The organism is Paenibacillus xylanexedens, assembly GCF_017874615.1.
Taxonomy (GTDB): domain Bacteria; phylum Bacillota; class Bacilli; order Paenibacillales; family Paenibacillaceae; genus Paenibacillus; species Paenibacillus xylanexedens.
Genome location: NZ_JAGIKV010000035.1, coordinates 40025 through 55237, shown reverse-complemented (window position 1 = coordinate 55237; position 15213 = coordinate 40025). Strand labels below are relative to the sequence as shown.

The 15213-nt window shown below is 43.6% G+C and carries 21 protein-coding genes; all 21 read left to right on the top strand.

All coding sequences use genetic code 11. The features are described from left to right. Window positions 1–243, top strand: a 243-nt coding sequence (locus J2Z28_RS29115; RefSeq protein WP_280530867.1) for a DnaB-like helicase C-terminal domain-containing protein, incomplete at its 5' end; no start/stop codon positions are given. A gap of 13 nt (window positions 244–256) precedes the next feature. Beyond that, a complete protein-coding gene (locus J2Z28_RS29110; RefSeq protein WP_211085509.1) occupies window positions 257–451 on the top strand; it encodes a DUF6906 family protein in 195 nt (64 codons plus the stop codon). Between the two features lie 53 nt (window positions 452–504). Continuing rightward, the gene (locus J2Z28_RS31585; protein ID WP_280530866.1) at window positions 505–639 is read left to right on the top strand and encodes a hypothetical protein; all 135 of its coding nucleotides are present in this window, start codon (window positions 505–507) and stop codon (window positions 637–639) included. After that, window positions 627–785, top strand: coding sequence for a hypothetical protein (locus J2Z28_RS29105; RefSeq protein ID WP_211085508.1), 159 nt, complete (start codon window positions 627–629; stop codon window positions 783–785). Before J2Z28_RS31585 ends, J2Z28_RS29105 begins: the two co-directional genes overlap by 13 nt. Beyond that, entirely contained in the window at window positions 782–1207 is a 426-nt protein-coding gene (locus J2Z28_RS29100) for a RusA family crossover junction endodeoxyribonuclease (RefSeq protein WP_211085507.1), read from the top strand. The genes J2Z28_RS29105 and J2Z28_RS29100 overlap by 4 nt, the downstream gene beginning before the upstream one ends. 20 nt (window positions 1208–1227) lie before the next feature. Then, window positions 1228–2070, top strand: a complete 843-nt coding sequence (locus J2Z28_RS29095) for a hypothetical protein (RefSeq protein ID WP_211085506.1) — start codon at window positions 1228–1230, stop codon at window positions 2068–2070. A gap of 586 nt (window positions 2071–2656) precedes the next feature. Next, window positions 2657–2977: a hypothetical protein gene (locus J2Z28_RS29090; protein WP_211085505.1), complete on the top strand. Its 321-nt coding sequence runs from the start codon at window positions 2657–2659 to the stop codon at window positions 2975–2977. Continuing rightward, complete coding sequence (locus J2Z28_RS29085) at window positions 2919–3293, top strand: LexA family protein (protein WP_211085504.1); 375 nt, start codon at window positions 2919–2921, stop codon at window positions 3291–3293. The genes J2Z28_RS29090 and J2Z28_RS29085 overlap by 59 nt, the downstream gene beginning before the upstream one ends. Continuing rightward, the gene (locus tag J2Z28_RS29080) at window positions 3293–3472 is read left to right on the top strand and encodes a hypothetical protein (protein ID WP_211085503.1); all 180 of its coding nucleotides are present in this window, start codon (window positions 3293–3295) and stop codon (window positions 3470–3472) included. Before J2Z28_RS29085 ends, J2Z28_RS29080 begins: the two co-directional genes overlap by 1 nt. Window positions 3473–3686: 214 nt before the next feature. Further along, window positions 3687–4163 (top strand): ArpU family phage packaging/lysis transcriptional regulator, encoded by a 477-nt coding sequence (locus J2Z28_RS29075; protein WP_211085502.1) that lies wholly within the window; start codon window positions 3687–3689, stop codon window positions 4161–4163. Between the two features lie 65 nt (window positions 4164–4228). Continuing rightward, window positions 4229–5665 carry a HEPN domain-containing protein gene (locus J2Z28_RS29070; protein WP_211085501.1) on the top strand — a complete coding sequence of 479 codons (1437 nt, stop codon included), beginning with the start codon at window positions 4229–4231 and terminating at the stop codon, window positions 5663–5665. Window positions 5666–6391: 726 nt separating this feature from the next. Continuing rightward, window positions 6392–7249: a HEPN domain-containing protein gene (locus J2Z28_RS29065; protein WP_211085500.1), complete on the top strand. Its 858-nt coding sequence runs from the start codon at window positions 6392–6394 to the stop codon at window positions 7247–7249. A gap of 73 nt (window positions 7250–7322) precedes the next feature. After that, window positions 7323–7733, top strand: coding sequence for a hypothetical protein (locus J2Z28_RS29060; protein WP_211085499.1), 411 nt, complete (start codon window positions 7323–7325; stop codon window positions 7731–7733). A 322-nt stretch (window positions 7734–8055) separates the two neighbouring features. Continuing rightward, window positions 8056–8523, top strand: coding sequence for a hypothetical protein (locus tag J2Z28_RS29055; protein ID WP_211085498.1), 468 nt, complete (start codon window positions 8056–8058; stop codon window positions 8521–8523). Between the two features lie 81 nt (window positions 8524–8604). Beyond that, the gene (locus J2Z28_RS29050; protein ID WP_211085497.1) at window positions 8605–9120 is read left to right on the top strand and encodes a ParB N-terminal domain-containing protein; all 516 of its coding nucleotides are present in this window, start codon (window positions 8605–8607) and stop codon (window positions 9118–9120) included. After that, window positions 9113–9721, top strand: coding sequence for a Mom family adenine methylcarbamoylation protein (locus tag J2Z28_RS29045; protein WP_211085496.1), 609 nt, complete (start codon window positions 9113–9115; stop codon window positions 9719–9721). The genes J2Z28_RS29050 and J2Z28_RS29045 overlap by 8 nt, the downstream gene beginning before the upstream one ends. Before the next feature lie 132 nt (window positions 9722–9853). Further along, complete coding sequence (locus J2Z28_RS29040; RefSeq protein ID WP_211085495.1) at window positions 9854–10078, top strand: hypothetical protein; 225 nt, start codon at window positions 9854–9856, stop codon at window positions 10076–10078. Window positions 10079–10316: 238 nt separating this feature from the next. Beyond that, window positions 10317–11210: a phage terminase small subunit gene (terS, locus tag J2Z28_RS29035; RefSeq protein WP_211085494.1), complete on the top strand. Its 894-nt coding sequence runs from the start codon at window positions 10317–10319 to the stop codon at window positions 11208–11210. After that, the gene (locus tag J2Z28_RS29030) at window positions 11204–12895 is read left to right on the top strand and encodes a terminase large subunit (RefSeq protein WP_211085493.1); all 1692 of its coding nucleotides are present in this window, start codon (window positions 11204–11206) and stop codon (window positions 12893–12895) included. The genes terS and J2Z28_RS29030 overlap by 7 nt, the downstream gene beginning before the upstream one ends. After that, window positions 12896–14377, top strand: coding sequence for a phage portal protein (locus J2Z28_RS29025; protein ID WP_211085492.1), 1482 nt, complete (start codon window positions 12896–12898; stop codon window positions 14375–14377). Beyond that, window positions 14370–15200: a phage minor head protein gene (locus J2Z28_RS29020; RefSeq protein ID WP_211085491.1), complete on the top strand. Its 831-nt coding sequence runs from the start codon at window positions 14370–14372 to the stop codon at window positions 15198–15200. The genes J2Z28_RS29025 and J2Z28_RS29020 overlap by 8 nt, the downstream gene beginning before the upstream one ends. Window positions 15201–15213 lie beyond the last annotated feature (13 nt).

Below are 15213 nucleotides of genomic sequence, written 5' to 3'. Positions count from 1 at the left end.
GGTTCGATCGAGCAAGATGCCGACATCGTAGCGTTCCTGTACCGGGATGACTACTATAACCAGGAGACCGAGAAGAAAAATATTATCGAGATCATCATCGGTAAGCAACGTAATGGTCCGGTCGGTACCGTTGAATTGGTCTTCCTGAAACAATTCAATAAATTCGTAAACTATGAGCGGAAGCATAACTATGGCCCAACTCCACCGGAGCCTGAAGATATAGAAAAACGCCAATGGGCGTAAGGAGGGAACGAACATGAAGCAAGGTAAACGACTCACCAAGAAACAAAAGCTCGATCTGCTCAAGGCCAGACCAAGCGTAACGTTGGAAAACTGGTTGTCTGAAAGGGAAACGTCTGAAGGTGTTGTACTGCTGAACAAGCATTCGGGGAAACGCTGGTTGCTGGACAAGATCGATGGCATGTTGTGGCCGTACAAGGTGCGTACTTGATGGGCAATCCTTATACCAGATGGTCGGTGTCAGAGTACATGAGACATCGATTTATGAACACGGGACAAATTCCCGATGAAGACGAGCTGCAGACGGAATTTGCGGGGATTGATCAAACTGAGCTCCATGAAGGGATCGCTGAGTTTGATGCAATTGTCGGAACTGGAGGTGCAGCATGCGAAAGCTGATTGATCCGCACCATCAGACACATTTGAGTTACGTTGTTCGCGGGGATGATGGCCGTAAACTGGCCGAGGTGTTTGTCATTAAGCGGGACATGCTGCCTGCACGTCAACGGCGTAGAGAAAGAACGAAAGGACGGCGACGCAGATGATCACTTTCACGGTATATGGTGAACCGGTGGCGCAGGGGCGTCCAAAAGCTTCGACCAAAACAGGTTTTGTGAAGATGTACGATCCGAAGAAATCCAAGGATTACAAAGATTACGTGAAGCTGGCAGCCAGTGAACACGCACCTGATGCTTTGTTACTCGGACCTATCGGCATGGTGTTGACGGTTTACCGATCTATACCAAAATCCATCAGCAAAAACCAAAAGAAGGCGGCGCTCGCTGAAGCTGGACAGATTGTACCGACGACCAAACCGGACGTGGACAATTACCTGAAGGGGGTCAAGGATGCCCTGAAAGGTGTTATTTGGAAGGATGATAGCCAAGTTGTTGAGGTGTTCGCCCGGAAGCGTTACAGTGCACGACCGCGCATTGAAGTGAAAATCAAGGAATATTCACAATTATAAAATTTGAGGAGATGACTGGAATGATTAAAAACTTTGCAAAATTCAGCGCAACTATGGGAAAAGGATTTAAAGTCGGCGAGTCTGATGTGGAGATTAAACTTACTTTGCCGTTGAAGGTTGTTCAGGATAATTTCATGTTCTTGTCCACTAACCAAGGTGAAAAAATCAATGTGTTCCTAGGAGATCCGCAAGCTGCATTTGAGTTTGAAGAGGATGAACGGGACGCTATGTACCGTACTTGGGACAGTGGTCGCCGTGTAACGACGGATGCGTCAGGTGTAGTAACACAGATCGAGAAGCCGGGTTCTGAACCAGAGCAGGACGAGAATCAAGCTCAGTTATTTGGACCAGCAGAGCCGCCAATTGATCAAGAGCAGCTAACGGGAGACGGTCAGGAAACGGGAGAAGGTGACGACCAGCCAACTGTTCCACCGACAGGCGCCGATGATCCTGGTACCGATCCAAATGATCCTTACGGTGATAATGACGACAATGATATTCCAGCCTGGATGAAGGATGGCGGCGATGATCAGTCCGGATCGAAGGAGATGGACTTCTCTTCCGAGGAATCGAAAGGTGAACAGCAGCCGCCAGCAGACGAGAATCAACCTACAGGTAATACAGAAGGAGGTTCTGGTGATGTTGATCCGGACGAACTGGAGCGCTACATCTTGGAGAACCGCCCGATTATTCCTGAAATCACATTAGACATCCCCGCTGCCATTGAACGTAAGCGCGGCAGTGATGTGACATGGCGTGAAATTGCAGCGGATTTGGGCATGTCTCAAGGAAAACTAAGTGGTATGCTTTCCCGCTACAAGAAGGCTGTTAAAGAACAAATGGTAGGTAGCGGGGTAGCTTAAGGCCCCCTCACATAGCAGCATCCCCGGTCGATTGTTGGCCGGGGTGATCAGCTGCATTCAATAAACAGAACATATGTACTGAATCTTTAATCTTCAGTGATCTTCAAGTCAATAGTATGTCTACAGTGGGGACATTTTTTTGTAGCAGTGTAAGTTTTCTTTTGATTGATTTCGAGAAGCGAGAGTAACTGAATTAACAAACTGGGTAGTGAGGCAAACGCAAGTAACAACGTAACGGTGCTCATAGCTGCCGTATCAATTAATGCTTTTTTGTCTTGGAGCATTCCAGTAATAAAGAAGCCTAGTACTATTACAAACACTACAACAAAAGCTATGTACGTTAGCCCCCAGGTAATCTTTAACCATTTCAATAGTTTATTTATTCTCATATTTTCACCTCATTATTTAATACGTATTTTTTTTATAAATAGATTCAATTCAAATATCGATTTCCTATTCGAGAGCTAGTTTGGTTTGCGCAATTTAAGGACGAGATTACAGCAATCATTCATTACGGTGGACCACCTGTACGGCTGGCAATAAGGGGACCGCCTTAAATTAATGACAGGATAAAGGAGCTGTTTACATGGTCATCTCACCAAAGGTAATTCAGTTAATCGATCATAAGCTTGCACCGTTGATTGAAGATGGCTGCCGCATCGATCAGATCAAAATGGTATGTGCTGCAGGTACGGAACTGGTACAGCAAGGATCAGTTGAAACGGGGTTTGGAAAGTTGCGGGTAGAGCCGAGTAATTTTGTGCCGCAGGGTAAGTCATATCTGATCGAAGATCGGTACCGAGGTTTCACATGGGTACGAAATTCAAAAGATAAGGAGAGGAAGCACAGTGACAACGGAAGCGACATTAGAGAAAACCCTCAGCCGACGACAGAAAGAAGTCTATGACTATATTCGACTATTCATTGAAGACAACGGTTATGCTCCTACGATCAGGGAGACTGCTGAAGCACTCATGTTGTCATCATCTTCTACTATTCATTCACACATTAACACACTCATTCGTAAGGGATACCTTACACAAACAGCAGGAGGAGTTCGTACCCTGGCATTGACAAAGAAGGGCAAACGGCCAAAGGTCGTAACTCAAGCGGGTATCATGAGATGGATTCAAGATCAAGGCATTGAGAAGACACATGATGCCAACGTCTATAACTTGCTTTCGGATCTACAGGAAGGCATTCAATCGGGGAGGATCTGCTGATGATCAATTATCGGGATTTTAAAAAAGAAACGTGGACCAAAGAAAGGATTGAACAGCATCTGAAGGCAATTGGGGCTGAGCATCCACCTAAACGGCCTGACAAGCTGCAAAAGGCTGTAACTGCCCCGCAACAGCATAATGGCAACAGTAAGTATTACAAACGTGGAGGTGAGTGGTAGGTTTGCGAAGAGATCATAGAGCATTGCTTTTAGAATACGGATATCCGGAAGACTTGGTAAGCGGCTGGAGCGCAGAGGATTGCGCAGCCGAATGGGATGAATTTTGCAGCAAAGTGATTCTTGAATAACAAATCTCCCCCGCGAGCTTGGCGGCCAGGCGGGGGACACATCAAATAAACCTCACCAAAAATTATAACACGGTGAGGGGATCAAAATGGGGAAACGCCGAAAAAACAACTTACAATTAACTTTTAACATACTGCCGATCGACGAGAAAGCTACCCGCCGCGCTGTGGAAGAATATTTAGAAACCGTTCGGCAGTACCGGCAGATCGGTTTCGTGAGACGCGAGGCAGCAGTCACGCAGGCTTATGTATATAGAGAACATCAATCTACTAATGCGATCAGCAAACAAACAGAGAGGATCGCTATATATAATGTGGACAAGGAAGCTGAGTTAAAGGAAAAGGATCGGTTGCTTAGTTTGGCCATGGAGGGGCTGTCTTCAGTGCAAAGCGAAGTCATTCAACGGAGCTATCTTGATAATGAAGGGGAATTTGATTACATTAGCTGTGGAGAAATGGGGCTTAGCGATAGCACATTTCGACGTATAAAAGTCGAAGCTTTAAATATCTTGGCTAACTCACTTAGATTAGAAATATTGATAAAAGCAGAATACTGTCTGAAATAACTGGATTCGTCCAGTTATTTTTGCTTTATAATGAAATTCATAATAATAGAGGTAGGAGTGAAAAGATGGTTGATAAGGATATGTTAAAATCTCACATTCAGAGGGTTGTTTTTTCTGGCATTTCAGCAGTGAAAGTTTTTCTGAAAGAAAATGAGGGGCGTTATATAACCCAACATTTTGATTTTCCTTATTTGAAAAAGAATGAAATTGGTTTTGATGAGATTTATAAGCACTACGTTATAGGAGGGCCTAAGAATTATTCAAGTTTGTTTGATGACAAAAAAATAGATATAAATTCAATCGATGGTTTTCAAGAATATTCAGAATTATTAGGTAGCGAAGATTATTTCAAAAAATTTTTCTCTTACAGAGGAGTTTTTAATAATGATATTTACCTGTTAGGTGTTCGCCTGTTGGTTACCAATTTGGTAGACGCGTATTTACATACTTATGATGTGGAATCTGAATGGAAAGTTGGGAATTTTATTGAATTGTATGAACCGATTGAAGAATTCATTTTTGCGGAAAAACTTTATTATGATATATATATTCCCATATTGTTCACTAAGTTTGAATTTGAAGATTGTGTTGGTAACGAAACTGGAGATATAGAGATTGTAAAGATTGATGATAATCTTCAACTTTCAAGATCATCAATACAACAACACGGATCTCCAATATCATCCTCTATTCTTAATGGAGCATCGCATGCTTTAAAAATTAAGGGTTTCTCAATTGCAGGAAAACTATCTTATTTCGATGTGAATCAACATTTTTCGGAAATTACCATGTATCCAATTGATAAAATCAATTCATTTTTTAATTCAATGAGGATTATTACCTTTAATAGTGACTTAGGTTATGCACAGGTACTTGCTGTTCCAGTGGGCTGGACAGAAAAGTATAATGCTTTTCTTAGTTCAATATATGGAACTACAATTAGATCATATCCTAAGGTGTTTGAAAATTACTATTGGTTAAAAACTGAATTTACAACGATTAATGAAGACTTAGCAAAAGATATACTAAATCTGTTTGAAAGGTTTGATTTAGTAAAACACCATAAATTGCAACTTGCTAATCGAAGACTAAATATGTGTGTTCTAAGGGAAGAAGAAGAAGATTCAATTTTGGATGCAACAATTGCTATGGAAGCATTACTCAGTGATGGAGGGACTGGAGAACTCACTCACAAACTTGCATTGAGGATGGCTACTATTTTCAAAATATCACCAATAACATCGTATACTCCAGATATGGTGTTTGACATTGTTAAAAAAATATATGCTTATCGTTCTTCGATTGTACACGGAGGAAAAGTGAAAAACCAGGAGATCACACTACAAGAGCTTGGGTTGACGTTACCAACTCCCCGGTTAGCTATTATTCTTCTGAAAATAGCTATGAAAGTTCTAATTGATAATCCTATTTACTTTAACCCAAAGCTTTTAGATCTTGAGTTGCTTAAAGTTACCGAAACATCTTCATTTAAACTTGACTGATATTTAAACCTTTTTTGGACGTATGATGGCAGTTCGTTAGACTTTTGAAGTGATATATTTGTATTGTGGAAATCGAGCGAGAATGAAACGCACAGCTGCAATAGCGGCATATGACTGGGGCGTTCCTCTTCTCGCTTTTTCTACTGCTTGGTTGTTAAATTATCGAAATTGATGCAATTTGGTTGTAATGATCATGTCGGGGTAATGTACGGTATGATCCAAATGCGAAATAGCAAGGATTAAGCAGGAAACGACGGGTTTGTTCCATATCATCGGGACTCACCCGTTTTCTGTTCCTTGACCCGCATTTGGTAGCTTCAGTAAAATGGTCTTGTTCTTCCTCTATAGTTACATAGTACGTATGCATTTAAAGCAAAGAGTGCAGCGTTTTTGCTGCGGACGGTACGGACGCCATTCTTTTAAAAGCGTCACACGAATCGCCAAAAGCGTCATTTTATAGCCAGAAAACGTAATTCGATTAGCCATTATTGTACATACAACAGCCAAAGTCGTTCCTTCACTGGATCGGCTTTTTTTATTGGAGGAATTGAAGTGATCAGCAGAAGACGGAAGAAGATACGCATTCGCCCCAACAAGCAGCCAGAGAAATGTAAAGGTTGTGTATGGGGAAGATGGGATGGAGTGAAACAGTTCTGTAGTAGACCTAGATGTGTTAAGGAAAGAAATATATTACAATAATCAATATAGTTAACAGGAGGTAGAAACATGGAGAACAATACCGAGCATGTTGTAATGGAAAACGTTAAACTCGATGAACCAGTAGTTAAACTGAATGAGTATTTTAATTTGATTAAAGATAGAGAAGAAACAATTATTGCTTGGAATCAGTCAGAACAAATATCATATGAAAGTAGTCCAACTATTTTTTATGATTGCTTAAGGTTGGCTTTACCTAAAGTAAATCTGAGATTAAGAAAAATATCCGGGTCTGAAGAGGGGCATTTCTATGCATTGAATAAAGGGAAAAACTCTCTGCTGATTAATTATTATGGTTCTAAAACCATCGACGTCTCAAGTGCACCAGAAGAAGATGCTTACCTTATAGGCGATCATGATGTAGAACACATAAAAAGAGTAATGGACATAATTTTTGAATACAGCCAGATTCAACATACAGCTATGTCTAATTCTGAATGGAAGACAACAGAATGGTCTTACGCCTACAATAATTATTTATCCTCTTGTTCCACTCCTTATTTAGAGCAAGCTATCCTCAGTGTTATCACTGCATTAGAAGCTCTTTTGGTTACCGGGAGTGATCAAGTCAGTTATCGTGTATCTTTAAATGCTAGTCTTTTGATTGAAGAGGATGAAACAAAAAGAAAACAAACATTTGACTTGATTAAAGATATGTATAATTTAAGAAGCAAAGTAGTTCACGGCGATATTTCGGGATTTTTAAAAAACATCGCTAGACCAGATATTTATGATAGATACTTCAAATTAAAAGAGGTACTATCAAAAATTTTGGTCAAAACATATAAGATTCCTATGAAAACTGTTCTCTCTCAGATAGAGAATACAATCTTCAAAGCGCCAGCAGTGACCTTTGAAGACAACTAGACAACTATCACAGTGCTTATTTTGAAGGAAAATACTCCCCGATGTCGAAAAATGATGTCGAGGAGGGATTAATATGGAAATGTACAAAGAGTTTAAAAGATACTTTGGAAACAGATCAATCTCTACGGATTTACTAATGCATATTCAAAAAAGTCAGCTAGAGGAAAGAGTAATGGCATTCTACCCGGAGGATTGGTTCGGTAAAGAAAAACCAGGGGTCACATTATTCACGCACAAAGATATTATTTCAATAAAGAAAGACACGAAAGTTTTGAGCGAAATCATTTATAAAAATTACAAGGTGACTAAACTAGACTATTTAGAACACCTTAATGATCGCTATGCCGGTTCGAAATTAACTATCACTCTGGATTCAGGAGAACAACTGATTTTTGATGCTTCCAAAGTTGATGACGAAGATTACATTCAAACATTTTCGAGTTATATCAAAATGGTATACGAATTTCTTAAGGAAGCATCCTAAATCGGGTGCTTTTTCTTTTGCTCTCATATGACGAGATGTGAGCCATTTAAAGCTTGAATAGGTGAGAATGTCCGTTTGCAGGGAACAGTCCGTTGAAGAGCGGAGAACAGCGTCTGAGTGAGCCTACGCATGCATATGATGATCAACCAAACGTTGAAACCAACTCAACACAAAAATATTAAGAAGTGCGATATCCTAATAAAGTAATAAATATTATGTTTATTGTATTAAATAGGTATTAAATGGGTGTATTTAAAAATCTAATTTGTGCACTATAAGGGACGGGGAAAACAAAATATAATTTTAAAGGAGAATGATTAGGATGACATTAACCACTGCCACAAAGGAAAGTTTGTATACCCGGGAAATGCTTGATATTGGCTTAAAACGTTTGCCAAATAACGCAAAGGTTTCGGCAGATTACGAATTAGGACCTCAGTTTTCAGCGCAAAAAGCCAAAGATAATCAAGTTGAAACTTACTGGACAAGCGGAACGCCTACTGCAACGGGAAATTTTAAAATTATATTTGAAAATGATCCCCAACAAATTTCACTACTAAGATTAAAAACGGGTTCTTTTTTTACTACAGAAGCTGTGTTTAATGTGACTGGCTATAGAAAATTAGGCGATCCACAATCAATAGATGCTGGTAGTACCAGCATTAGAATTAATTCGACTGTTACAACAAGACCACAGACAGTTGATATCTATATTAAAAGCGACAAATATGAAGTACTTGAAATACAATGTATAGGCGTACCAACAATTAATGATATTGAGTTTTTCTAAGATTGCTACTAAATAAGTGGGAGGACGAGTTGTACCAACTCGTCCTTTTTTTGATGCCATAATAATTTAGAGGTGATAGGTATGAACATCAGAATCGTGCCGATCTATCAGATTAATGCAGCAGCCTACAACCCCCGCGTTGATCTCCAGCCTGGCGATCTGGAATACGAGAAGCTTCGCCGCAGCATAGAGGAATTTGGTTATGTTGAGCCGATTGTCTGGAACGAACGCACCGGGAACATGGTGGGCGGTCATCAGCGATACAAGATTATGGTCGATGAGCTGGGCCACACTGAGCTGCAGGTATCCGTGGTGGATCTGGACGATCAGCAGGAACGGCTCCTGAATATTGCTTTGAACAAGGTATCAGGTGACTGGGATGAAGATGCCCTATCGCAGTTGCTTGTTGAGCTGCAACAGGAAGGTGTGGATATTGCTGTCTCCGGGTTCGACGATGTAGACCTGAAACAGATGCTTGGTGAGATTGAGATCCCGAACTTCGATGCGGGTACTTCCGAGGATCAAGGCGATTTGGGGGTATTGAGTTCAAAGCTGGTGACTTGTCCGCACTGCAAAGAGGAATTCGAACATGATTGATTTAAAAGTGGATTGGGCGACACATGAAGCAGCGAAGTTCTCCTGTGAGAATTTCCACTACAGCCGCAGCTTGCCCGCAGGAAAGTCGGTGAAGGTGGGAGCATGGGAAGATGGCCAGTTTATCGGTGTGGTTATATTCAGCCGTGGGGCGACTCAGAATATCGGTTCACCATATGGCCTGACTCAGCGTGAATGCTGTGAGTTGACACGGGTTGCTTTAACCAAGCATCAATCATTTGTATCGGAGATCCTTGCCAAAGCGATCCGATTCTTGAAGGAGCAATCCCCCAATGTGGAGTTGATCGTCAGTTATGCCGACGTTGAGCAAAAGCATCACGGTGGGATCTATCAGGCGACGAACTGGATCTATGAGGGAAAGACGGACGGGGAGCATTATTTCATCATTAAAGGGAAGAAGACACATCCCAAATCGATTCACAGCAAGTATGGTACCGGCAGTCAACGCATCGATTGGATCAGGAACAACTTGGATGCCAATGCCGAATTGTACCGGACAGAGGGCAAGCACAAGTACCTGATGCCGTTGAACAAGAAGATGCGGCGTAAGATTCTGCCTTTGCACAAACCGTATCCAAAATAAAAAGGAGGACGCGGTAACGTCCTCCCATTCCTCCAGGGTATCCCCCGGCTGAGATAGCGGCCCGCCACGCGTGGCATTTTGCAGACATCCGCTATCTCGCATTCCATCATAACGGAAAGCTGAGGGGTACGCATGAGAACACCAGATGAAGATTTATTGCAACATGAACTCGCTGTAATGGAAGGTATCCTTGAGAGTAAAGAGCAGTACCGTAAGATCGTTAAGGCATCAATTGCTCAGTGGGTGAAAGACCTACAGGCTGGAAATATAAAGATGCAGACCGTTCAGGATCTGGAACGTCTCATCGAATTGGATATCAAGCTTCAGAAGGATGAGACTTTTCTTCCAGATAACTGAATGCAAACATTCGTCGTCTGCATGTCTCGCATTCAAAGAGTATCAAAGGTTCATTTGGATCATCGATAGGATGATGAATCTGTCTGACAATCAAAGAGTTTTTAAGGCAGTAAGTACACTTACGTTTAGTCATTTTAACATCTCCTTTTGGTTGTATATATAATAATGTCCGATTTAAACCGACTTTCTCATATGGAAAACAAAATATTTTTTTTGTTGGGGGTGGTGATGAATGTAGATGGCCAGAGAGAGAAGTCCTGAACGGGACAAGGCTAAACTGATGTGGCTGGAGAGCGGCGGAACGATGAAGCTAAAAGACATCGCCGCCGCTCTTTCTGTTCCCGAGTCCAGGGTACGCAAATGGAAGTCCATGGATCGTTGGGAAGACGAATTGAATGGGAGCGTTTCGGGGGCTTCCAAAGGGAACGCTCCAAATGGAACGAATGGGAGCGTTCCGAAATCAAGGGGAGCGCCCAAAGGCAATAAGAATGCATCTGGCAATCGGGGCGGTGCTCCACCGGGTAACCAGAATGCTGTGGGTAACCGCGGTGGCGATGGTGGTCCATATCGCAACAAGCATGCGCTCAAGACAGGGATGTATGAAACGATCTTCCTTGATACATTGGAGCCTGACGAACAGGATATGATGGATCAGATCGATACTGACCCCCTTGCACAGCTCAATGAACAGTTGATCATGTTATCCCTGCAGGAGCGGCGACACATGAAACGGGTCAAGCTTCTTGAATCCGGTCTTACTGACGAAGAGCGTAAGACAAAGCAAGAGCTCATGCAGCGGCAGGACAAAGTTTCTATGTTGAGCCCTAAGACGGGAAAGGCAATCAAGGTACCACTTACCACCGAAGGGATGAAGGTCACCGAGATTACGACCGTAGTCACGTCTAAGTTGGACAAGATACTCAAACAAGAGGAAGCCTTGGTCAAAACACGGGATAAGAAGCTTCGGGTCATCAATTTGATCGCCAGCTTGCAGCAAGAAGAAGAGAAATTAAGAATCGCCCGTGAACGTCTTGAGCTGGATAAATACAAGGCGTTGGGCCATGGGGATGAAAGCGGGGGAGGGAATGATGTAGACGATGAAGATGACGATGGGGATGATTTAGATTGGTAATTGCATTGGCTAAGGAACACCGTCGTCGAATCAAGCGTAGGCTGCAACAACGACCGGACAAACTGGCCGAACTAAAAGCGATCTTGTTAGACTTCGAACAATTTTGTTACCGGATGCTCAAGATCAAGGACAAGTCCGGTGCTATGGTACGGTTGATCCTCAATGATGCCCAGCGGCGCTATGCTGCAAAGGTATTTGAAGATTTAGAAGCAGGGAAGCCCGTTCGGATTATCATTCTGAAAGCTCGGCAAATGGGCTTTTCAACGGTGACAGAGGCGTTAATCTATTATTTCACGTCATTGCAGGAAGCAAAGAATGCCTTTATCGTTGCTCAGTCTTCCGATGCTTCAAGTAACTTGTTCGATATGTTCCAGCTTTACTATGAACGAGTGCCATCGGTTATTCAGCCGATGACTCGCAAGAACAACGCCAAGAAGCTGACATTTGAGAATCCCGCGATCCGGACGGCAGACCGTCGAAGGAACCCGGGGCTGAAATCAAAGATCACCGTACAAACGGCAGAAAGCCGAGTGCTTGCCCGTTCGGATACGATTCATTATCTGCATGCTTCCGAAGTTGCGTTCTGGCCAGCCAAGAAGAAGAAGCGACATTTGCTTTCCCTTCTTGCTGCTTTGTCCAAAGAGCCAGGAAGCATCGGAATTATCGAATCTACAGCAAACGGCATGGAAGAGTTCAAGCAAATATGGGATGCAGCTGTGAAGGGCGAGAATGATTTTTCTCCGCTCTTTTTTGCATGGTTCGAAATGCCGGACTATCGCAAGCCCGTTCCTCCGGGGTTTGAACTGACGGAAGATGAACTGGAACTGAAGGCAAAATACGGGTTGGATGATGAGCAGTTACAATGGCGACGGTATACCATTCGAAACGATTGCGGCGGTGATTCACGACAGTTTGAGCAGGAATATCCTTCTGAACCTGACGAAGCGTTCTTGTTATCAGGTGAAAGTATCTTTGATAACAAATTCATTAAGCGCCTGAAGGAAGCAATTAAACTGAAAGGTGCTATTTATGAAATTGATTTTGTTAAAGAACAGGTTGTCCCGGCTCATGCGGGGGAACTGGTCATCTATCACCTTCCAGAACAGGGTAAGCGATATATTTTATCCGCAGATACAGCAAAGGGTACCGAAGATGGCGACTATGATGCTGCTTATGTGATCGATGCGCGTACAGGAGAAATGTGCGCCGCTCTGCATGGCAAGTGGGACACTGACTTGTTCGGGAAAAAGCTGAACACGTTGGGCCTGTATTACAACACAGCATTGCTGGCAGTGGAAAACAACAACACTGGGGAATCGGTGCTTAACACGTTGTTCAACACGTGTCATTACCCGCTGCTGTTCCTTCATAAAAAGGGCAAGCTTGGATGGGAAACCAATAAAGCAACTCGCCCTGTGATGATCTCAGACTTCAAAGAAGCCATTCGTGATGAGCTTTACGATATTTACTGTCCAGAGCTGTTCGGTGAGTGTATGACTTTCATCGACAATAAAGGCAAAGCAGAGGCAGACAGTGGTTGTCACGATGACCGAATCATGGCTTATTCCATTGCCTTGCAGGTGCGTCAGGTAGCCGATAAGTGGTTCGAATGGTTTAAGAAAAAACAACAGCAACGGGAGGAATCGAAGCATGAAGAAAACAATGGGGGAGCGGGGTGGATTTAATTGAGTGAAGGCAATGCAGCATGGGTTCCATTTGCGAAAGAAGAAGGTAAGCACATTCCATCCAGTGCCCAACTTCCCGATGTATTCGACAGCTTATACGATCATCATGGGCTGTTACCATTTGAATCAGGCAACGATCCTACATCCTGCAGGCTGCTTGTCAAAAACAGCAACATCATTCCTCAGTGTATTGAGGCATACAAGCGCAACATTGCTGGACATGGTATCGCACTGGAGTACTTGCCAGGCGAGAGTGACGAGACTGCAAAGGAAGAATGGAACCGTGCAGAACGCTTTTTGGAGACTTGTAACCTCGAAGATAATCCTGAAGAGATCATAGGCCAGCTTATTGAGGATTTGGAAAGCACGGGGATGGCGAATATGGAAGTTGCTTGGCCGAGCGGGAGCGAGTTCCCGACGATCTTCCGGATGGACCCGAAGTATGTACGATACACCAAGGAAAGCAAACTTTCGACAATTAAACGCAAACGACGGATCAGCTCTACCAAAGAGGTTGAGGAGTTCACTCAACAAATCTATGCACGTCGATATGCAATGAAGCGCGGGACATCGGTAGTTTGGTTTCGATTGTTCGGTACTGATGGTACCGAGAACCAGGTCATTCCGTTGAAGGTCGGCAATGACGGCGCCTATGGTGAACCCCGCTGGTTTGGGAACGCACCTGGTGTAGTCGGCTCTCGTGAAGCTGAGGAATTGAACGTATCCTATTTCAGTAATGGCCGTATGCTCTCAATGATCCTGACTGTGACGAATGGACGACTCACTCAACAATCCATGGAGCTATTGAGTAAGGTCAAAGGATCTCAATCCCAAGGGGGTATTCTTTACCTTGAAGCCAAAGGGCAAGAAACAGGCGGACCATTAGACGAGAAGGTCGAGAAAGTATCAATCCAGATGGACAAGCTCAATGACCTTCTGCAACAAGATGCGCTCTTCCTTGATTATGGAAAGGAAAAGAAAGCTGATATCTTGTCATCCTTCCGCTTACCGCCGATTCTTGTTGGTCAAAGTTCAGACTACAACCGGGCGACAGCTCAGGCAGCATTGCAGTTTGCAGAAGAACAAGTATTTGAGCCTTATCGCAAGTGGATCATGAATGAGATATTCAACAAGCGGTTGTTCCCAGCCATGGGAATCTTCCGAGTGAAGGCAGTGCTTCGAGCACCGAGCATCATTGATCCGGAAGATCGCAAGGCAATGCTGGACTTTATCGCTGAACGAGGCATTATGTTGGTCCGTGACCTGATCCCAATTGCTGAGGATGTTCTGGGTACGACGATTGATGAAAGTAAGTTCAGTCCGAAGTACCTTGATACTCCGATTGCACAATTAGCAGGAAGCCAACCGGCTATTCTTGATCACGAAGGAAACGGCGATGCTGACGACCTACAGGAGCGTGTTTCGATCATCGCTAAGCGATTACTGCGAAAAGGATCAGCTGAGGTGGGCGCTCATGTGTGAAGCTTGCTGGGAACTGATTGTCAAAGCGGATGACGATGAGTTTCTTGATAGTCTTGAGCTGACATATGTGGAACGCAAGTTGCTTGAAGAGTTATACAAGCAGGGTGAAGACCGGATCGTGGAGATCTTAGAGCTTCAGGGAGAAGCCCTTCAGGAAGCTATCGCTGAACTGAGCGAGGAATCTCTTGGTGATATTGGTGAGTTGGGCAAGGTCATGATTGCTTTACACACATCCGAAGTCTTCGGAGATCTGTTTGAACAGGCGGTACAGGATGCATTCGAACCTTTGTTCAATCTGGCGGGAGAGTCTGAGTTGCTTGAGCTTGATGATGAAAAGGTGTGGAGCACTAAGAATAAGGCGGCCAAGAAATTTGTTAAGGAGATCCGCAGCCTGGTACCCGATATGAACCAGTCTTCAACGGATACACTCTTACGAAGCTTCGAAAAGGCGATTGATGAAGGGAACACTCCTTCAGAACGGGCTTTGCTTGTTCAGGGGATCAGCGCGATTGCTGCTACGGGTGAAGATGGACCTTTCAGCATGGTACGAGCGCAGCGGGTGTCACGAACGATGAGCACGGCAGCGGCAAATGGCGGCAAGCTTGAAGGGTGGAAGCAGTCCGAGATTGCCAAGGGTAAGAAATGGCGTTCTGCAGCCGGATCGAGAACACGAAAGACTCATCGCAAGGCAAATGGTCAAGTGGTTGATCTGGACAAACCGTTTAAGGTCGGCAAAAGCAAGCTGATGTATCCTGGTGATCCTTCAGGTGAAGCAAAGGAAATCATTAATTGCCGTTGCACTATGCAGCTGGTACTTGATTAAGCGAGGTGAACTG